This window comes from Nocardia sp. CA-128927, assembly GCF_050955855.1.
GTDB lineage: Bacteria > Actinomycetota > Actinomycetes > Mycobacteriales > Mycobacteriaceae > Nocardia.
On the sequence record NZ_CP192087.1, the window covers coordinates 8,067,993 to 8,087,104 of the forward strand.

The following is a 19,112-nucleotide window of genomic DNA, read 5'->3' on the forward strand; positions in this document are numbered from 1 at the left end:
CACGAGCCGCACGGGATCGATCAATATACATACACCACCGCATTTTCGCCGCCACTGCATGTGACGAGCTGGCCTTCGCTGAGGCAATTCATCGTGTAAGTCCGGCCGGTGACCGGACTGGTCGCCACCACTGTGCGTGGCGCCTCCCGCGAAACGGTGTTCGCGGTACTTGTTTCGGCGTACGCCCGCCGGACTTCCTCGGCGAACGCACAGGTCGTCGCGGCAGATCCGGTGGCGGACTTGGTGAACGAGCCCGACGCCGAGCTGCCCTGGTTGCAGGGCTTCGCGCTGGCGGGCAAGGTGACCGTCGTCGGCTTGGCCGGCGTGGACGCGACCGGCGGCGCCGACGACGTGCCCGGCGCGGGTGCTTGCGCGCTCGCTGTCGGCACGGGAGCACCGGCTTGCTGATCGGTGGGCTGCGCGACGTTGCGGGAGCTGAACACCTGCCAGCCGATCGCACCGACGACGGCGATCACCACGATCACCACCACGCCGACCAGGATGGGCAGCAGGACGGATCGGCGCTTGCCGGGCGCGGCGTACGGATCTTCTTCCGGCCCATAGTCGTCGTAGTCGTCCGCGTAGCCCTGCTCCGGGAACTCGCTCTGGCTCGCGTAGTTGCTCTGCGGCGGATGCTCGGGGCGCGCGTGGCTGCCGTGGGCGGAGTATCCACCGGCACCGTAGTACTCGTCAGGCTCGGAATAGGCTTCCGGCGGGGTGTACCCGGCCGGTGCCGAATAGGCCTGGGTGGCCGAGTGATCGGGCGGGTAGTCGGCGGCCGATGGCGGTGGGAAGCCCGGTGCGTCCGGGAATCGCGTCGTCTCGTACTGCTGGGGATCCGAATACGCTTGCCCGCCTACGTAGGGCTCGTTCTGCGAATACGCCTGCGCCCCGGGATGTTCCGTGAAGGGCACGTCCACGTGCGGTTCTGAATACGCTTGTGCCCCAGGGCGCTCTGAATACGGCTGGTCGGGATGATCCGAATACGGCTGTCCCCCGCGCTGATTCGAGTAGGGCTCAGCACCAGGCTGGTCCGAGTATCGCCTGCCGCCGGGCTGATCCGAGTGCGGCTGCCCGCCGGGCTGATTCGGGTATGGCCGTCCGCCGGACTGATCCGGATACGGCGGGCCACCGGGATGTTCCGCGAACGGCTGCCCACCGGACTGGTCCGAGTGCGGCCGTCCCCCAGGCTGATCCGGATAGGGCTGCCCGCCGGACTGATCCGGATACGGGCGTCCACCGGACGGCCCCGGATAAGGCTGCCCACCGGGACGTTCCGGATACGGGTGCTCGCCGGACTGACCTGGATACGGCCGTCCCCCGGACTGTTCCGGGTAAGGCCGTCCCCCGGACTGATTCGGATATGGCGGGCCATCAATCGGTCCCGGATAAGGCTGACCGCCAGGGCGTTCCGGATACGGGTGCTCACCGGAATGCTCCGAATACGCCTGTCCGCCGGACTGCTCCGAGTACAGATGCGCGTCGGGGAACGGCCGCACCGGCGGCAGACCCTGCTCGGGTGTCCAGCGGGCGGTCGGCGCAACCGGCGGCGCGGGCTCCTGCGGCGAGGACAACGTGGTGAACTGGATTTCGGTGGGTCGCACCATGGTCGGCGCGCCGGGCAGGATCACGGCGGAGATCTCCCCCGTCGACTCCGGCGGCACCGCCCCCGGCGCACGGACCACGAGCATCGGACCCGTCGGCGGCGGCACATTGGCGGCAGGTGCGTCCGCCGGAGCCGCGTCGGTCGACGGCGCGTCTGCCGGAGCCGTGCTTGTCGAGGGCGCACTGGAGAGCGCGGCCCGCGCGGCCAACGCCAGCGCGGCGGCGGTCGGCCATCGATCGGCCGGATCCTTGGCCATGCCGCGGCTGATCACCGCGTCCAGCCCGGCCGGAATCCCCGCCTGCTGCGCGCTCGGCCGCGGCGGCGGATCAGACATATGCGACCGGATCAGCACATTCATGCTGGCCGCTGGGAAAGGCGTTGTCCCCGTCAGGCACTCGTGCAGCACGCAGGACAGCGAGTAGATGTCCGCGCGGCCGGTGACCTGGGCGACGTCGAATCGCTCGGGCGCCATGTAGATGTAGGAGCCGACGGCCATGCCGACCACCGTGACGGCGCTGTCGCCCTCGGTGTGCGCGATGCCGAAGTCGGCGAGGTAGGCGTAATCCGCCGCCGTGACCAGGATGTTCGCCGGTTTCACGTCGCGATGCACCAGGCCGCCCGCGTGCGCGGCGTCCAGCGCGGTCGCGATCTGCTCGATAATGCCCACCGCGCGAACCGGACTCAGCGGTCCTTCTTTACGTAGCAGCGTGCGCAGGTCGACGCCCGGCACCAGCTGCATGTCGATGAACAGCACGCCATCGATGACGCCCCAGTCGTGAATCGGGACGATGTGCGGTTCGGCGACCCGGGCCGCGGCTTGCGACTCGCGTCGGAACCGCACCTGGTAGGCGGGGTCACCGGCAAGTTCCTCGTGCAGCAGTTTCACCGCCACCACGCGGTCCTTCACCGTGTCATAGGCCTCATAGACCTCGCCCATGCCCCCCTTGCCCAGCAGCGATCGCAATTCGTACGGCCCGAACCGGGTACCGGTTCTAGGCCCAGGTGCCTCCACCCCGTCAATCCTCCACATCCCGGGCCAGGAGTGCACGCATAACTCTCGCGACGCCTGCCCGTCAAAGAGTGGATTCTCCGGGTGTCACCACCCCGTGGTCAAACGCAAAGACGATCGCGGCGGCCCGATCCCGCAGCTCCAGCTTGCCGAATATGTGTCCGACATGGCTTTTCACGGTGACTTCGGAGATACCCAGTTCGCGGGCGATCTCCGCGTTCACCCGGCCGCGTCCGATCAATTCGAGCACCTCGTACTCGCGCGCGGTCAGCTCCGACAGCCGCGTGTTCGCGCGTGTCGGGATCGGCAACACGGTCCGGTAGGCCGACAGCACGCGTTCGGTGACCGACGGGTCGAGCCAGGCGCCACCGCCGGCGACCATCCGCACCGCGCGAATCAGATCCTCGGCGGGCGAATCCTTGAGGATGAACCCGGCCGCGCCCGCCCGCAGCGCACCGGACAGCAGCTGATCGTCGTCAAAGGTGGTCAGCACCAGCACCGGCGGCGCCCCGTCGCGCGAGCGCAGGGTGCGGGTGGCGTCGATGCCGCCGACGCGTTTCATCCGCAGATCCATCAGCACCACGTCGGGCCGCTCGGCCGCGACCGCGGCGAGCACCTCGTCGCCGTCGGCGCATTCGCTGACGACGAACCCGTCGCGCCGCCGCAGGATTCGGCGCAGGCCGCCGCGGACCAACTCCTGGTCGTCGACCACGAGCACGGTGACCGCGTCCTCGGCGCCTGCCGGCGATGCCGCTGTCACATGTCCTCCAACAACTCGTGGTGGTATCGCATCACGCCTCCCGTATCGCCGAGGAGCCGCTGTACGGCACTCCGGTCCATGAGGTGCAGGCGAATCCGGCGCGGGCCGGAGCGAGCGGAATAGCCACCCGGACCGACCAACCGCCGTCGAACGGGCCCGCGATCATTCGGCCGCCGAGCAGTTCGGCGCGCTGCACCATCCCGGAGACACCCATCCCGGTGCCCCGCTGCGCGGGCAGACCGGCGGGCAACGTGTTGTCCACCGTCAATATCGCGGACGCGGCATCCACCGTGACCTGAACCAGCGCTGAGGCACCCGGCGCGTGCTTGACGACATTGGCCAGCGACTCCTGGCCGATCCGATACAGCGCGAGACCGACCGCGGGCGAGACCGCGCGCAGGTCCTCGGCGCACACGTACCGCACTTCTAGGCCGGCCTTGGCGAAGTCGCCGATCAACGATTCGATGTCGGCCACGCCCGGTTCCGGCTGATGTTTCGACGGCCGCGCGTCGAGCAGCCCGACGGTGCGCCGGATGTCGGCCATGGCCTGGCGGCCGAGTTGCTCGGCCTCGGTGAGCGAGTCCACCGCCTCGTCGACCTCGCGATCGGTCTGTAGCGCGTGCCGTGCCGCGGTGAGATGCAGCAGCGTGATGCTCAGCGAGTGCGCGATCACGTCGTGCACCTCGCGGGCGATCCGGCGGCGCTCCTCGTCGGCGGCCTGGGCCGCGCGAATGTCCTGGTAGCCGCGTTCCTGGTAGAGGAATCGACGCTGGTATTGCAGCAGCAGCCCGGCCATCCAGCCGAACGCGACGGTGACGAGGGCGGTGATCAGACTGGTCGGCAAGCCTTCGGACAGGTGCCCGTAGATATAGAACAAGACCAGTTCGAGCATCATCGCGGCGGCGATCGGCACGCTGACTCGCAGGCCCGTGAGCGCCGCCACCTCGCCCGCCGCGGCGACGAGCACGAACGGCGCGAGGTCCGGCGAGACCGGTTGGATCAGGAACAGCGCCTCGGCCGCCATCGCGAAGAGTCCGAGGGTCACCGGCCGCGGCATCACCCCGAGGAACGCGTACATCGGACCGAAGGCGGTGGTCAGCAGCACGGCAAGGATCGGGAGGGCGGACGGGAAGTAGCTGTGCCGCTGGACCGCGGCCGCGACGGCGACGAGGCACACCGCCGCATCGACCACGATGATGACCGAAGGCGGATAGTCGAACGGCAGTTCTTCGACCCGGCGTTGGAATGAGGTCACCGGCTGTCTGACGAACTCGGCGACGCGGCCACCGGAACGGCGTAAACCGACGACCGCGCGCCGGAACGCACGGGCCACCAACCTCGGCTCACGCACCGGGGCGGAGACGCCGATCACACCCATCTGGTAAGGCTAACCGCCCGGTCCCGGCCGGTACATCGTTCCTGGAGCGGGTCGCTTCTCCTACCGTGGGCGGAGCCGGATTCGGGTCCCTGGGACGAAGACAGCCGGTCCTGCTCGTCCGTAACGTGAGCCGCAGCGTCAATCGGAAAGGCGAGGCTCATGTCCTGGAAAGATCAGCACGCCCGGACCGAAGTCGTGCACATCATCCTGGCTCGCGCCGCGGTCGACCCGGCCGATCCGCAACTGTTCGCCGGAATCCCGGAGCTGGAGCGGCTGTTCGGCGATGCGGACGGGTTGCTGCTGGCCCTGCGCTATCGCTGGAACATCCACCTCGACGCGAAGCTGGATCAGGCGCTGGCCCAAGGACAATCGGCGCTCGAGGCCTATCTCGAGCTCGCCGCCGAGCAGCCGGTGCTGCGCGCCGTGCTCGACGCCCAGTACCTTCTCCGCCACCAAACGCCCGAAGTCATGGCGCGGTAATGCGCGACGAGAACTGATTACCGACCGAACAGTGTGGGGGTAACGATGTCCGATCCAGCAATGCTCGAACTGTCCGGGGTGACCAAGGAATACCGGGTCGGTGGCCAGACGGTCCGCGCGCTCGACGACATCAGCCTGCGCATCGAACCCGGCGAATTCACCTCGATCATCGGGCCTTCCGGTTCCGGCAAGAGCACGCTGCTACACCTACTCGGCGCGCTGGATACGCCGGACGCGGGCTCGATCCGGTTCCGGGGCGAGGAGATCGGGTCGCTGGACGACGAGAGCCAGTCCGAATTCCGCCGCCACCGTGTCGGTTTCATCTTCCAGTTCTTCAACCTGCTGCCCACCCTGTCGGCGTGGGAGAACGTCGCCATCCCGAAGTTGCTGGACGGCACCGGGTTACGCAAGGCCAAGCCGCGCGCGCTGGAACTGCTCGACCTCGTCGGGCTGGGTGACCGGGCCGGGCATCGGCCCGCCGAGCTGTCCGGCGGTCAGATGCAGCGGGTCGCGGTGGCCCGGGCGATGATCATGGATCCGCCGCTGATCCTGGCCGACGAGCCCACCGGGAACCTGGATTCCAAGACCGGTGAGTCGATCCTCGAACTGCTCGGCACGATCGCCGGATCCGGCAACTCGGTGGTGATGGTGACCCACGACATGGGCGCGGTGGCCTACTGCGACCGGGTGATCACGTTGCGCGACGGCCGGATCGGCTCCGACGACCTCGCCGAACGATCGGTCAACGCATGATCGTCGCCGCGTGGGATCGGTTGCGGCTGTTCAACATCGGCGAACTCCGCGCGCATCGCGGGCGGACGCTCATGTCGCTGGTGGTGATGGGGGTGTCGGCGGGCCTGCTCGTCGCGGTGTTCAGCATCTCCGGTTCGGTCACCGGGTCGGTCGACCGGCTGACGCACAGCCTCGGCGGCCGGGCCGGGCTCGAGGTCACCGGCGTCACCGACGCGGGCTTCGATCAGCAACTGCTGCAACGGATCGCGATCACGCCGGGGGTGGACAAGGCGGTGCCGATGCTGCGCGCACAGATCGGCGCGGGTCCCGATCGGGCGCTGCTGATCGGGGCCGACCAGACGATCGGCTCGCTCGGCGGCGAGCTGGCCGGGCCGATGACCGCGCAGGTCGGCAAGCTGCTCGCGGTGCCCAACGGTGTCCTGGTCGGTGCCGGGATGGGTCATGCGGAGGGCGAGCGGTTCGCACTCGGCTCCGGAACCGTCACCGTCGCAGGGATTCTCGACAAGGAGACATCGAAGCAGCTCAACGACGGCCATATCGTCGCCGCACCGCTCGGGCTCGCGCAGAAGGTGACCGGACGGGTCGGTCGACGGGATTCCATTCAGATCATCCCGGCGCCGGGCAATGACGTCGACGCGTTGCGTGCCGAACTCACCAAGGTCGTCGCCGGTCGCGCGGTGGTCGCCGAGCCGAGCCTGCGCACCGCACAGGCGGGCGGCGCGGTTCAGCTGGTGCGGTACTCCACCATGATGGCTTCGGCTGCGGCACTGATCGTTTCGGCGTTCCTCATCTACAACGCCATGAGCATGGCGATCGCACAGCGCAGGCCCATGCTGTCGCTGCTGCGCGCGATCGGCGGCAAGCGCGGGCCGATGGTGCGGGATCTGCTCGGCGAGGCCGCGCTGCTCGGCGTGCTCGGCGGCGGTGTCGGCGCGGTGCTCGGTATCTTCATGGGGCGCATGGCGATCGAGAAACTGCCCGTCGCCATCATGTCGTCGGTGGAGGCGCGCACCGAGTATCTGGTGCCCGGCTACGCGATTCCGGTCGCGATCCTCGCCTGTGTGACCGCCAGCGTGATCGCGGCCGGGCTGGCCGCGCGCCAGGTGTACAAGGTGGAGCCGATCGAGGCGTTGGTCCCGGTCGGCGTCGGCCGCGTCGACACGACCAGCCCGCTGCTGCGGTGGGCCGCGATCGTGGCGGGCCTTGGGCTCGTCGCGGTGGCGATCGGGGTCGCCGAGGCGGACCTGGGCCGCTATTCGCTCGGCGGCATCTCGACCGCGTTCGTCGCGGCCATCGTGCTCTGCTTCGCCGCGACCGGGCCGCTGGTCCGGGCGGCCGCGGCGACCGCGCGCGTGTTCGGCGCGCCCGGCGCCCTCGGCGCGACCACGCTGGAACGGGCGCCGCGCCGGGTGTGGGCGACCGCGATGACGGTGCTGATGGGGGTGGCGGCCACGGTCGGCATGGGCGGGGCGTCGAGCAACATGATCGACTCCGCCACCGCGACTTTCGACGATCTGGCCAAGAGCGATCTGTACATCAGCCCCGCCTCGATGGCGGAGTTCCCGACGGGTCCGATGCTGCCGACCGGGCTGGTGGACCGGATCGCCGCGGTGCCCGGCGTCGCGGCGGTCAGCCCGGCGCAGATGGCCTTCGCCACGCTCGGCGCCGGGCGGGTGATGCTGCAGGGCTTCCCGCCCAACGCACGCGAAACCCAGATGGGCATGCTCGACGACGCCGTCGTCGCACAGCTGGCCGCCGGTCAGGGTGTGGTGATCTCGCGTGATGTCGCGAAGTCACTCGGTGTCGGGGTCGGCGCCGAGCTGACCCTGCCGACCCCGACCGGCGAGCGCACCGTGACTGTGCGGCAGGTGATTCCGTACTTCTCGGCGGTCTCGGGCGTGGTCATGCTGGACCTCGACACCATGCGCCGCTGGTACGAGCGGCCCGGCGAGACGGTCGTGACGGTCGACTTCGCGCCCGACGCCGATCGCGCGGCGGTGCTGGCGGCGGTGCGACAGCTGGTGCCGCCGGAGATCCATGTGGAGACCGGTGCGGACGCCGTCACCGCGGTCTCCGCCAGCATTCGCCAGGGCTCGGCGATGAGCAACGCCATCCTCTGGATCGTGGTGCTGGTCGCCACCGTCGCCCTGTTGAACACGCTGATGCTGTCGGTGCTCGAACGTCGCAGGGAGCTCGGCGTGCTGCGGGCCATGGGCACGAACCGCAAGTTCCTGATGCGCTCGGTGCTCGCCGAGGCGGCCGGGATCGGATTGGTCGGCGCGGCACTGGGTCTCGTCGTCGGTGTCGCCGTGCAGTACCTGGCCACCGTCGCCATGGCGCACGCGCTCACCATCGACATCGTCTACCAGGCGAGTCCGATGCTGCTGGCCTACGGGACGGCCGCGCTCGCGCTGGCATTGCTCGGCTCGATCCCGCCCGCGCTGCGCGCGGCCAGGATGCCGATCGTGGCGGCATTGGCGGTCGACTGAATCCCGTTGGCTACAGGGGCAAGTCGGCGAACCAGGCCTTGAACTTCTGCTGGGTCAGGCCGAAGCCGGAGTCCGGTTGGCTGTCGGTGAGCGTCACCTTCGCGAAGAACAGATAGCTCGACCGCGCCGGATCTGATTCGAAGCTCACGACCATGAACCCATCCGGGAATCCGCTGCTCGTCTTCTGCCATCGGTAGGTGGTGTAGGACTTGCCGCCGTTGCGTTCGGTGGCCTTGGTGTTCGACGGCAGGTCGCGCACCGCTGCTTTGGCGTCGTCGGGCGACTTGAAGGCCACCGCGATGAAGTCGGGTTCGTTGATCGGCACGCCCCAGCAGTTCCAGCCGGTCTCCCATTTCGGGAAGTCGGGCACGTCGTTGTCGCTGGATATCTTGTCGCCCGCCTTGGCGGTGTCCAGGAAGCAGGTCTTGTCGTGATAGCCCTTGCCGCTGCCGATGCCGAACTGGGTGTCGACGCCCTGCGGGAGGATCTTCGGGAAGGCCTTGGCGACAGTTGTCGGATCCGCGGGTGTGCCCGAGGCGGGCGTCTTGCCGAAGTCCAGCGGGGCCGACGGATCCGATTTGCCCAGTGTCGCTATCGCGATTCCGGCGACGACCAGCACGATCACGACAATCAGGGCGAACACGACGATCAGGCCGGTGTTCGAGCGGCGGGCGGGCGGTGGGTAGCCCGGATTCGACGGGGCGTACCCCATCTGCGGCGGCGAGAAGGATTGCCCGGCACCGGAATTCGGCGGCGAGTAACCACCGCTCTGGTTGACCGGGGGAAACGTCTGCCCGCCGACGAAGTTCTGCGGCGGCGCAGAGTAGCCGCCGGACGACGGCAACTGCTGCCCGGCCGCCGAGTTGGATGGGAACTGTTGCCCAGCCGCCGAGTTGGATGGGAACTGTTGCCCAGCCGCCGAATTCGACGGGAACTGTTGCCCGGCGCTCGAATTCGACGCATATTGCGGCGGCGCGGCATAGGTCGGGCCCGACGTGGCAAGTGGCGCGGCGTACGACGGCGGGGATGCCGGGTACTGACCTTGGCTCGGCATCGGCGGCTGCGCGACCACCGTCGGGGCCGGCTGCTGGGTGTACGCCGCGGGCAGCGACACCGGCTGCCCGGTCAGCGCTTGCCGTGCGGCAGCGGCGAATTCGAGGCAGGACGCGAACCGGTGGTCGGGTCGTTTCGCCATCGCCACCGCGATGACCTGGTCCAGCGCGGGCGACAGACCGGCCCGCCGGGCCGTCGCGGACGGCGGCGGTAACTGTAGGTGGCCGCGGATGATGTCGGCCGGGGCGGGCGCGTCGAACGGCGCGATCCCGGTCAGCAGCCAGAACAGCGCGCACGCCAGCGAGTACTGGTCGGAACGGTGATCCAGGTGTGCGCCGGTCATCTGCTCCGGCGAGGCGTAGGCCAGCGTCGCGGTGAACATGCCGGTCTGCGTCAGGTGCGTGGAATCCTCACGCAGCCGGGCGATTCCGAAGTCGGTGAGGAACACCCGCTCCCGATGGCCGCCGCTGGACCGGGCCAGCATGATGTTCGCCGGTTTCACGTCGCGGTGCAGCACGCCCATGCCGTGCGCGTAATCCAGCGCCCCGGCAACGCCTTCGATGATCTGCACCGCCCGCTCCGGTGGCAGGTTGCGCGGGTTCACCGTCGCCGCGTCGACACCGTCCACGTACTGCATGGAGATCCACAGCTGATCGTCCTCGGTGCCGCGGTCGTACACCGCGACGATGTTCGGGTGATCGAGCTGCGCGGCCAGATCGGCCTCCCGCTCGAACCGCGCCCGCACCTCGGTGTCGGTGAACAGCTCACGATTGAGCAGCTTGAGCGCGGTTTGCCGGGGCAATCTGGGATGTCGGGCCAGGTACACCGATCCCATGCCACCCTGACCGAGCAGCTTCTCGATGGTGAATCCGGCGAAAACCTCACCGCTGGTCAGCAACACATCCCCTTCAGGTCAACCGCGGCCCCCGGATGTCACGTCCGAGCGCGTCATACAGAGCTTGGAGCATAGCCGGTGACCCCGTGGCCACGCGGTTTCGAATTCTCGAGGAAAATCGGTGAAACTATGGAGGAGACATCATGGTCACGTCAACGAAGTACGGCGCGTTCATAATGGTCTTACGCCCGGTTACCGATCGGGTCGACCCGATGAGCTAAATTTTGCACCGCCGACTGACAGCGATGACACGCACTAATGGTGGTGGGGAGGACGCGTGGTGAAGTCGACGGGAACAGGTTCAGTGTTGCGCAGAACGCTGCGCGGGACCGCCTTGGTCGCGTTGCTCGGTCTGACCTCGTGCACGTTGCTCCCCGGCGAGCGGCACCAAGCAGACCGGCCCGCCGTCGTCGTCGATACGGCTGGCTCCTTCCGTCCAGGCCTGTCGGTGTCCATCCCCGATTCACTGGCCGCCGACTTCACCCAGCTGCAACCCACCCTCGCCGGTCAGGTCGGCCTGGCCATCATGCCGGTCGGCGGCGGCCGGATGACCATCTTCGGCGACTGGACCAGCGGCATCGCCTGGTCCACCATCAAGGTCCCGCTGGCCATCGCGGCGCTGCGGCACGACTCGAACACGAGCATCTTCGAGGACGCCGAGGCCGCGATCACCGTCTCAGACAACGATGCGGCCGAGGAACTCTGGCAATCGCTCGGCGACGGCATGGAGGCCGCGCAGGCGGTGCAGGACGTGCTCGACGAAGGCGGCGACTCCACCACCGGCGTCGCCGGGCCGCGAACCAGGCTGGACTACACGGCATTCGGGCAGACCGAATGGACGCTGGCCAACCAGGTGCGGTTCGCGTCCCAGCTGCCCTGCCTGCCACAGACATTCAAGGTGACCGAGCTGATGTCGGAGATCACGCCCGATCAGTCCTGGGGGCTCGGCACTTTGGCGGGCGCCGCGTTCAAGGGCGGCTGGGGTCCGGACGACGACACCGGCATCTACACAGTCCGCCAGTTCGGGGTGGTGCCGACGCAATCCGGGATGGTCGCCGTCGCCCTTGCCGCACAGGCCGATTCGGGCACCTACGACGACGCCACCGCCATCCTGAGCCGGATGGCCGTGCTGCTCGGCAGGCACCTGTCCGAGCTGCGCGGCGGTACCTGCACGCACTGACGCCGCGGGTTTCAGCCCGGCGTGACCAGACCGGATTCGTAGGCCAGCACCACCGCCTGCGCGCGGTCGCGCAGGTTCAGCTTCGAAAAGACCTTGGATACATGCGTTTTCACGGTCTGCTCGGCGACGAACAGGGATTCCGCGATCTCGGTGTTGGACATGCCCTTCGCGATCAGCTCCAGCACCTCGCGCTCGCGCGGCGTCAGCGAGTTCAGCGCGGGTGTCGGCTTCGCGCGGGTGGCGGAGCGTCGGCGGGTGACATCGGCGATGAGCCGCCGGGTGACCGTCGGCGCCAGCAGGGCCTGACCATCGGCGACCACCCGGACCGCGCGGACGAGTTCTTCGGCGGGCGCGTCCTTGAGCAGGAAGCCGCTCGCGCCGAGGCTCAGCGCCTCGTACACGTAGTCATCGATGTCGAAGGTGGTGAGCATCAGCACTCGGACCGGCGGGTCGAACCCGGCGGCAAGGATGAGGCGGGCCGCGTCCAGGCCGTTCATCTCCGGCATCCGCACGTCCATCAGGACCACATCGGGGCGCAGCCGCTTGGCCTCGGCCACCGCGATCTTTCCGTCGGACGCGTCCCCCACCACGCTGATATCGGACTGGGCGGCGAGCAGGGCACCGAAGCCCTGCCGCACCATCGCCTGGTCATCAGCGATCAACACGGTTATTGCCACGGCCCTACCCTAAGGGGACACGGACCCGACCAGCGAGACGGCTCAGTTACCGGCTTGACCGAGCAGGGCAGAGTCGAGTGTCACCGACTGGCTGAGCGGAATGCGGGCGTGTACCTCGAAGCCGCCGTCGGGGCTCGGGCCCGCGGTGAGGTCGCCGCCGACGGCGACCGCCCTGGCCTGCATGCCCGCGATGCCGTGGCCACCATTGCCGACCGGACGGGCGACGGTGGCGGTGGGGCCGTTGCGAACGATGAGCTCCACGATGGGACCGACCCGCAGGTGCACCTGGATCGGCGCTTCCGGTGCGTGCCGTGACGCATTCGACAGCGACTCCTGGGTGATCCGGTACAGCGCGAGGCCCGCGGCGTCGGGGACCGTCTCGAGCACGCCGTCGATCGTCCAAGCGATGCGCACACCCGCGCGCAGCGCGCCCTCGAACAGGCTCGGCACATCGGCGGCCTTGGGTTGCGGCGCGTGCTCGGGGGCCTGGCCGTCGCTGCGCAGCACGCCGAGCATGCCGCGGATCTCGTTGAGCGCCTCACGCGCGGTGGCGCCGATGGACTCGAATTCGGCACGGGCGGCCGGGGTTACGCCCTCGACCCGATACGGCGCGGTCTGCGCCTGCACCACCACCAGCGACATGTGGTGCGCCACCACGTCGTGCAGATCGCGGGCGATGCGGGCCTTCTCCTCCAGGATCGCCCGGCGGGCCCGCTCGACCTCGGTCACCTCTTCCTGCTGCATCAACTGCTTGCGCGACTGCACCAGCCACCGCACCAGCAGGCCGAACAGCACCACCGCGCCGAGCGCGATCGGCCAACCCCACACCGAGCTGCCACCGGCCTCGCTCGACATCGTGGTGCCGAGCAGCAGCGACGTCGCCACCCAGGCCACACCGATGATCGGCACCGTCGCCCGCACGGCCACCGCGAGCAGCAGCACGAACAGCGCCAGAATGTGCACGACCTGGATCGGCATGTCGTTGTTCGGCTGATGCGGGATCGCCAGCGAGATGAGCAAGCCCGAGCCCGCCGAGATCGCCCAGCCGAGCGCCGGATTGATCCGCACGAGCAGCACCGGGAAGGCGGCGAGCGCCGCGATGAACGGCTGCACCGCGCCCGGCACCGCATGGGTGACATGCAGTGTCGGCCAGGCCACCGAGAAGAAGATGAGGGCGACGGTCACCGTGAGGGTGTCGAACCGCATCCGCCCGTTCATTCGCTTCTTCTGGGCACGGATCTGCTGCTTCATACCTACGACCCTAGAAAGTCCAGCGTGCTGGCACGTCATACCCCTGGGTGATTTCGTACCCAGTACCCAGGTGCGAGGCCTCGACCGGGCTCACCCGGCGGCATGGCCACCGAAACCGGTCCCCGGCGTGAGGCCCGTGGGCAAGGCGGGTTCCTAGCCTCTAGATCATGAGCACACCGACCACCGCAGGGCCCGCGACGGCCGGGCCCGCACAGGCCGCAGGCGCCTCCCTTTCTCCTTCCGGCACAACCGGTTCCGCGACCCGACGGGCCGCGGCACTGACCGCCGCGGCGTTGACCACCATGGCGGCCACCGTATTCCTGGCGCCCGCGCCGCATGCCGCGGCCGCGACCGCGCCCGTCGAAAGCGCCATGGCCGGTGCGGCGGTCGCCGAGCTGACCTCGGGCGGGCCCGGTTCGCTGACCGCCATCCCGGACGACTTCACCGCGCAGTTCGGTTATCGGCCGAGCACCCTCGACGGACTGGTGGTGAATCCGCAGGGCGACTGCTCGTCGCCGGTGACGCTGCCGGTCGAGTTCGAGACCTCGTGCAAGGCACATGACCTGGGGTACGACCTGTTGCGCTACGCCGACCAGCACGGTGAGCCGCTCGGGCCGTGGGCGCGGCAGGCGTTGGACAGCACCCTCGATCGGCACATGCACGAGTCGTGCGACGGTCGCGACGATCCGTTCTCGCGGGCCCGGTGCAACACGATGGCCTCGATCGCGAGCACGTTCGTCGATCTGAATTCGCGGCGACAAGGATACGGCGCACCGGTCGTCGAGTCGGGTTTCGCTGCGGCCGAGTCCGATTCGGTCACCAGCTGGCAGCTGCTCGGGGTGCTCGGTGCGGGGCTGGCCGGTATGGGCGCGGTGCTCACGGTGCGGAACAAGAGGCGGGCTCAGCCGACTAACGGTTCGGTGGCGATGAATGCCAGTGCGGTGGTGGGGGTTCAGCGATGACCAGCACGCTGCCGAGACCGACTGGTGCGCTTACCGATAGGCCGACCGTTGAGGCCGCGTTCGGCTTCGACGATCGGCGGTCGCGAACTCCGCTGCGGGATCGCGAGGTTCGATGGCCGGAGTTGGGTACTGCGGCATCGACTGCGGTGCAACGCCTCTCGCGGCCGCGAATCGGGACGACGCTGGCGATCGGGGCGGGCACGCTGGTGTCGCTGGCGCCCGGGCTGCTGCCGCGGACGCCTGGGGCGCAGGCGATGCTGACCGGATTGCTCGTTGTACTCGCGTTGGCGATCGCCGGGATCGTTCGATTAGTGGTGCGGAGCTGGGGTTTCGACATCAATCGCAGGTTGTCGGGGGTTCGGCTGCCGTTGTCGATCGGGACGTCGGTGTTGGTTGTCGGTGCGGCGGCGTTAGCTGGACATTGGCAGAACAGGTTGCGGACGGCCATGAGTACAGCTTCGATCGGGGCCGACTACTGGCTGCGGTGGTTGATCGAGGCGGTGCTGATCGTCGGTGTGTTCGTGGGGGTCACCCGCGCGGTGGGTTGGGTGCTGCGCAAGTTGGGTTGGGCGCGTGGGGTTTCGCTGGCCGCGGTCGTGGCGGCGTTGCTGTACCTGGTCGCGGCGCCCGCGGTGGTCGGATGGCGGCAGGCGGCGTACGCCGGTGCCAATGCGGAGCTGGATCCTCAGCTGGTGCAGCCGATCTCGGACACCAGGTCGGGTAGCGCGGCGTCGGCGGTGAGCTGGTCGTCGCTCGGCGCCGAGGGGCGCAAGTTCGTCAGCGGTACGCCCGCCGGACCGACTCGGGTCTATGTCGGGGTGGAATCGGCGCCGGATCTGGAAGCTCGTGTCGCACTGGCCGTTCGAGAGCTGGATCGCTCCGGCGCCTTCACGCGCTCGAATCTCGTGGTGATGGTGCCGACCGGCTCGGGCTGGATCGACAGCAACGCGGTGCGGGGCTTCGACCAACGCTTCGGCGGCGACGTCGCGCTCGTCGGACTGCAGTACTCGTACGCGCCGAGCTGGGTGACCTTCGTCTTCGGTCGCGACTCGGCGGTGACCGCCGCGCGGGCGCTGTTCACCGCCGTCGAGAATCGGATCCGCACGCTGGACCACCGGCCCGAGCTCTACCTCTACGGGCAGAGCCTCGGCGCCATCGGCGGCAGCTCGGTCTTCGCCGACGACGCGGACCAGGACCACCGCACCTGCGCCGCCCTCTGGGCCGGGCCGCCCGCCGGACAGGTCCATCACGCAGGCGCCACCGTGCTGGCCAACAGCTCGGACCCGGTGATCCACTGGTCCCCCGCGCTGCTGTGGCGCGCGCCCGACCTGACCGGCGCTCGCGTGGATGCGCCACTGCCCCAGTGGCTTCCGGTGGTCAGCTTCGTGCAGGCGACCGCCGATCTGCTCGCGGCCCTCAACGCGCCCGCAGGCCACGGTCACCGCTACGGCACCGACCAGGGCACCGCGATGGGCACGTGCTGATGGCAACCGCACCAGCCGCCGCCACATAGAACATGTTCCAATTGCCGACATGGCCTTTGTCATCGACGCCACCGTGGACATCGACGCGCCCGCCGAGCTGGTCTGGCAGGTGATCACCGATTTCCCTCGGTACGGCGAGTGGAACCCCTTCGTCAGCGAATGCCGCAGCTCGCTGGTTCCCGGCGAGCCGATCGAGATGGTCGTTCACCTCGGTCCACGTCCCCGCCGCCAGCGCGAATTCATCCGCTCGCACACGCCGGGCCGTGAACTGAGCTACTCGATGAAGCCGGTCCCGCTCGGCACCCTGCACAGCCTGCGTTCGCACACGCTCACCCCGCTCGACGGCGGCCGCACCCGCTACGAGTCCCACTTCGAACTCGCGGGCTGGCTGGGACCGGCGGTGGTGGCACTGCTCGGCAAGAGCCTCCAGCGCGGCTTCGCGGGCATGACGGCAGGCATCAAGCAACGAGCCGAGTCGCTCCACACCAGCTGACCGCCTCTGCGTATCCGGGGCTTCTCCGGCGAGTCGGGCCCTCTGGGTTTCGCAGGCGGCCGTGCCGCACCTGCGCACCCAGGGCTCCGGCCACATCGTGCAGATCTCGACCGTCGGCGCGGTCGGCAGCCTTCCACTGTTCGGCATGTACAACGCGAGCAAGTGGGCACTGGAGGGATTCAGCGCCTCGCTCGCCGACGAGCTGCGGCCGTTCGGCATCGCCGTCACCCTCGCCCAGATGGGTGGCTTCGACACCGACTGGGCGAAGACGAGCATGAAGTTCGGCACCGGCCTACCCGCCTACGAGGAGGTGCGCACCGGGATCCTCGGCATGCCGGACTACCCGGACCCGAGCGCCCCGCCGCCTGCGACCGACTACGAATCCGAATGGAAGGAGGCCGCACCGGAAGTCGGCGCCGCCGGACTCATCGCCCTGGTCAACGAGCCGAACCCACCGATCCGCAAGATCATCGGCCCCGGCGCACACCAGATGGTCGCGATGGCCTTGGACCAGCGGCGCCAGGATTACCTGCAGGACCCCGAATTCACCTGGCCTGCCTGACCTTTGGCGCTGACGACACGCCCGCGCGAATGCTGACAACTTCCGACGCGTCTTCGCAGACCCACACCTCGCCGAGACTTCGCACACGCGTCAGCTAGCTGGTCGGTGTGCGAAGTCCCAAGCGGGGGTGCGGAGTTCGCCTAACGGTCAGGCGATGGGGCCGCGGGCTGCTTCGTAGGCCGCGCCGACGCGGTACAGGCGATCGTCGGCCAAGGCCGGGGCCATGATCTGGAAGCCGACCGGCAGGCCGTCGTCCTTGCTCAGGCCCGACGGCACCGACATGGCGGGGTGGCCGGCCAGGTTGGTGGGCAGGGTGCACAGGTCGGACAGGTACATGGCCAGCGGGTCGTCGACCTTCTCGCCCAGCTTCCACGGCGTGAACGGGCTTGTCGGCGAGACCAGCACGTCGACCTGCTCGTAGGCCTTGTCGAAGTCGCGCGCGATCAGCGTGCGGACCTTCAGCGCTTGGCCGTAGTACTCGTCGTAGTAACCGGCGGACAGCGCGTAGGTGCCGATCATGATGCGGCGCTTGACTTCCGGGCCGAAGCCGGCGGCGCGGGTGGCCGCCATGACCTGCTCGGCGCTGTGCGAACCGTCGTCGCCGACGCGCAGGCCGTAGCGCATCGCGTCGAAGCGCGCGAGGTTCGAGGACACCTCGGACGGCATCACCAGGTAGTAGGCGGGCAGGCCGTATTCGAAGTGCGGACAAGACACTTCGATCACCTCGGCGCCGAGTTCCTTCAGCACCGCGACGGCGGCGTCGAAGGATTCGAGCACACCCGGCTGGTAGCTGTCGGAGTGAAGTTCCTTCACCACACCGACTTTCACGCCGCTCAGGTCGCCCTTGGCGCCTTCGCGCGCCGCGGCGACGACCGGCGGGACCGGCACGTTGCGCGAGGTGGAGTCGCGCGGGTCGTACCCGGCGATCACCTCGTGCAGCAGCGCGGTGTCCAGCACCGTCCGCCCGCAGGGGCCGCCCTGATCCAGCGAGGATGCGCAAGCGACCAGACCGTAGCGGGAGACCGTGCCGTAGGTCGGCTTGGTGCCGACGGTCGCGGTCACCGCGGCGGGCTGGCGGATCGACCCGCCGGTGTCGGTACCGATAGCCAGCGGCGCCTGGTTCGAGGCGAGCGCGGCCGCGGAACCGCCGCCGGAGCCGCCCGGGATGCGGGTGACGTCCCACGGGTTGCGGGTCGGACCGTAGGCGGAGTTCTCGGTGGAGGAGCCCATGGCGAACTCGTCCATGTTGGTCTTGCCGAGGATCGGGATGCCCGCCGCGCGCAACCGGGTGGTCAGCGTCGCGTCATAGGGCGATACCCAGCCTTCGAGGATCTTCGATCCACAGGTGGTCGGCATGTCCGTGGTGGTGAAAACGTCCTTGAGCGCCAACGGAACTCCGGCCAGCGGCGACGCGGGCGCGGCACCGGAGCCGATCGCGGCATCCACCGCGGCCGCGGCCTCGAGCGCCTGCTCCCCCGCCACGTGCAGGAACGCGTGGTACTCGCCGTCGACCGCGGCGATCCGATCCAGATGCGCCCGGGTGACCTCGACCGAGGACACCTCGCCGCCGTGGATCTTGTCGGCCAGCTCGGCCGCAGACAGCGTGGTCAAATCGCGCCCAGCCGTCTCCCGACCACCGCCCCCCACGGAATCGCTGCGCGATGCTTCACTCATTGGGACTCCCCCAGGATCTGCGGAACCACGAACTTCTGCTCCTCGGCCGCGGGGGCGCCGGACAGCGCCTGCTCCGGGGTGAGGCAAGGCACGACCACGTCGGGTCGGGTCACGTTCGTCGTCGGGTTCGGCGACGCGGTGGCCGGGACATCGGCGGCGGCGACCTCGGAAATGGTCCGCACGTGGCTCAGGATCGAATCCAGCTGACCGGCGAACTGATCCAGTTCGGCTTCGGACAGCGCGAGCCGGGACAGCCGGGCGAGGTGTGCTACCTCGTCACGGGAGATGGCGGGCACCGCGGGACCCCTTTCGGCTTTGGTTTCAACAGTTCGGATTGCGTCTCCGGAACGGAATTGCCTACAGGCAACGCAACCCGTACAGCCTAGCCACCGGCAACAGCGCGACA

Annotated in this window: 15 protein-coding genes and 1 pseudogene; 8 read left to right on the top strand and 8 right to left on the bottom strand. The window is 69.0% G+C overall.

All coding sequences use genetic code 11. From position 1 onward, the window contains the following. Positions 1-20: 20 nt before the first annotated feature. From ACQPW1_RS37360 to ACQPW1_RS37370, 3 genes are read right to left on the bottom strand one after another with little or no spacing between them, the layout of a single operon-like run. The gene (locus ACQPW1_RS37360; RefSeq protein ID WP_433657208.1) at positions 21-2,636 is read right to left on the bottom strand and encodes a protein kinase domain-containing protein; all 2,616 of its coding nucleotides are present in this window, start codon (positions 2,634-2,636) and stop codon (positions 21-23) included. A 43-nt stretch (positions 2,637-2,679) separates the two neighbouring features. Beyond that, the gene (locus ACQPW1_RS37365) at positions 2,680-3,375 is read right to left on the bottom strand and encodes a response regulator (RefSeq protein WP_433657210.1); all 696 of its coding nucleotides are present in this window, start codon (positions 3,373-3,375) and stop codon (positions 2,680-2,682) included. Between the two features lie 31 nt (positions 3,376-3,406). Then, a complete protein-coding gene (locus ACQPW1_RS37370) occupies positions 3,407-4,753 on the bottom strand; it encodes a sensor histidine kinase (RefSeq protein ID WP_433657212.1) in 1,347 nt (448 codons plus the stop codon). A gap of 159 nt (positions 4,754-4,912) precedes the next feature. On the opposite strand from ACQPW1_RS37370, the gene ACQPW1_RS37375 reads away from it, so the two are divergent. From ACQPW1_RS37375 to ACQPW1_RS37385, 3 genes are read left to right on the top strand one after another with little or no spacing between them, the layout of a single operon-like run. After that, positions 4,913-5,233, top strand: a complete 321-nt coding sequence (locus ACQPW1_RS37375; RefSeq protein WP_433657214.1) for a hypothetical protein — start codon at positions 4,913-4,915, stop codon at positions 5,231-5,233. Between the two features lie 45 nt (positions 5,234-5,278). Further along, positions 5,279-5,986: an ABC transporter ATP-binding protein gene (locus ACQPW1_RS37380; RefSeq protein WP_433657215.1), complete on the top strand. Its 708-nt coding sequence runs from the start codon at positions 5,279-5,281 to the stop codon at positions 5,984-5,986. Beyond that, on the top strand, positions 5,983-8,475 hold the full coding sequence (locus ACQPW1_RS37385) for an FtsX-like permease family protein (protein WP_433657217.1): 2,493 nt from the start codon (positions 5,983-5,985) through the stop codon (positions 8,473-8,475). The genes ACQPW1_RS37380 and ACQPW1_RS37385 overlap by 4 nt, the downstream gene beginning before the upstream one ends. A gap of 10 nt (positions 8,476-8,485) precedes the next feature. On the opposite strand, the gene ACQPW1_RS37390 is transcribed toward ACQPW1_RS37385, so the two are convergent. Next, complete coding sequence (locus ACQPW1_RS37390) at positions 8,486-10,429, bottom strand: protein kinase domain-containing protein (protein WP_433657219.1); 1,944 nt, start codon at positions 10,427-10,429, stop codon at positions 8,486-8,488. A gap of 271 nt (positions 10,430-10,700) precedes the next feature. Here ACQPW1_RS37390 and ACQPW1_RS37395 point away from each other — a divergent pair, with 271 nt between their 5' ends. Beyond that, positions 10,701-11,603: a hypothetical protein gene (locus tag ACQPW1_RS37395; protein WP_433657220.1), complete on the top strand. Its 903-nt coding sequence runs from the start codon at positions 10,701-10,703 to the stop codon at positions 11,601-11,603. Between the two features lie 11 nt (positions 11,604-11,614). On the opposite strand, the gene ACQPW1_RS37400 is transcribed toward ACQPW1_RS37395, so the two are convergent. Continuing rightward, on the bottom strand, positions 11,615-12,280 hold the full coding sequence (locus ACQPW1_RS37400) for a response regulator (protein WP_433657222.1): 666 nt from the start codon (positions 12,278-12,280) through the stop codon (positions 11,615-11,617). A 42-nt stretch (positions 12,281-12,322) separates the two neighbouring features. Beyond that, positions 12,323-13,531: a sensor histidine kinase gene (locus ACQPW1_RS37405; protein WP_433657224.1), complete on the bottom strand. Its 1,209-nt coding sequence runs from the start codon at positions 13,529-13,531 to the stop codon at positions 12,323-12,325. A 167-nt stretch (positions 13,532-13,698) separates the two neighbouring features. Here ACQPW1_RS37405 and ACQPW1_RS37410 point away from each other — a divergent pair, with 167 nt between their 5' ends. From ACQPW1_RS37410 to ACQPW1_RS37425, 4 genes and pseudogenes are all read left to right on the top strand, one after another. Further along, complete coding sequence (locus ACQPW1_RS37410; RefSeq protein WP_433657226.1) at positions 13,699-14,493, top strand: hypothetical protein; 795 nt, start codon at positions 13,699-13,701, stop codon at positions 14,491-14,493. Continuing rightward, positions 14,490-15,977, top strand: coding sequence for an alpha/beta-hydrolase family protein (locus ACQPW1_RS37415; RefSeq protein ID WP_433657228.1), 1,488 nt, complete (start codon positions 14,490-14,492; stop codon positions 15,975-15,977). The genes ACQPW1_RS37410 and ACQPW1_RS37415 overlap by 4 nt, the downstream gene beginning before the upstream one ends. A gap of 49 nt (positions 15,978-16,026) precedes the next feature. Continuing rightward, positions 16,027-16,470, top strand: a complete 444-nt coding sequence (locus tag ACQPW1_RS37420; protein ID WP_433657230.1) for an SRPBCC family protein — start codon at positions 16,027-16,029, stop codon at positions 16,468-16,470. A gap of 52 nt (positions 16,471-16,522) precedes the next feature. Continuing rightward, positions 16,523-17,032 (top strand): annotated as a pseudogene (locus ACQPW1_RS37425) (SDR family NAD(P)-dependent oxidoreductase); the annotation flags it as partial. Positions 17,033-17,179: 147 nt separating this feature from the next. On the opposite strand, the gene gatA reads toward ACQPW1_RS37425, so the two are convergent. Continuing rightward, positions 17,180-18,706: an Asp-tRNA(Asn)/Glu-tRNA(Gln) amidotransferase subunit GatA gene (gene gatA / locus ACQPW1_RS37430; protein WP_433657232.1), complete on the bottom strand. Its 1,527-nt coding sequence runs from the start codon at positions 18,704-18,706 to the stop codon at positions 17,180-17,182. Further along, positions 18,703-19,002, bottom strand: coding sequence for an Asp-tRNA(Asn)/Glu-tRNA(Gln) amidotransferase subunit GatC (gatC, locus tag ACQPW1_RS37435; RefSeq protein ID WP_364720128.1), 300 nt, complete (start codon positions 19,000-19,002; stop codon positions 18,703-18,705). Before gatC ends, gatA begins: the two co-directional genes overlap by 4 nt. Positions 19,003-19,112 lie beyond the last annotated feature (110 nt).

What these genes read in the sequence shown, in the direction of transcription:
- ACQPW1_RS37375 (WP_433657214.1), top strand. Translation starts at nt 4,913, where the DNA reads ATGTCCTGGAAAGATCAGCACGCCCGGACCGAAGTCGTGCACATCATC.
- ACQPW1_RS37405 (WP_433657224.1), bottom strand. Translation starts at nt 13,531, where the DNA reads ATGAAGCAGCAGATCCGTGCCCAGAAGAAGCGAATGAACGGGCGGATG.
- ACQPW1_RS37380 (WP_433657215.1), top strand. Translation starts at nt 5,279, where the DNA reads ATGTCCGATCCAGCAATGCTCGAACTGTCCGGGGTGACCAAGGAATAC.
- ACQPW1_RS37370 (WP_433657212.1), bottom strand. Translation starts at nt 4,753, where the DNA reads ATGGGTGTGATCGGCGTCTCCGCCCCGGTGCGTGAGCCGAGGTTGGTG.
- gatA (WP_433657232.1), bottom strand. Translation starts at nt 18,706, where the DNA reads ATGAGTGAAGCATCGCGCAGCGATTCCGTGGGGGGCGGTGGTCGGGAG.
- ACQPW1_RS37360 (WP_433657208.1), bottom strand. Translation starts at nt 2,636, where the DNA reads ATGTGGAGGATTGACGGGGTGGAGGCACCTGGGCCTAGAACCGGTACC.
- ACQPW1_RS37415 (WP_433657228.1), top strand. Translation starts at nt 14,490, where the DNA reads ATGACCAGCACGCTGCCGAGACCGACTGGTGCGCTTACCGATAGGCCG.
- ACQPW1_RS37410 (WP_433657226.1), top strand. Translation starts at nt 13,699, where the DNA reads ATGAGCACACCGACCACCGCAGGGCCCGCGACGGCCGGGCCCGCACAG.
- ACQPW1_RS37420 (WP_433657230.1), top strand. Translation starts at nt 16,027, where the DNA reads ATGGCCTTTGTCATCGACGCCACCGTGGACATCGACGCGCCCGCCGAG.
- ACQPW1_RS37385 (WP_433657217.1), top strand. Translation starts at nt 5,983, where the DNA reads ATGATCGTCGCCGCGTGGGATCGGTTGCGGCTGTTCAACATCGGCGAA.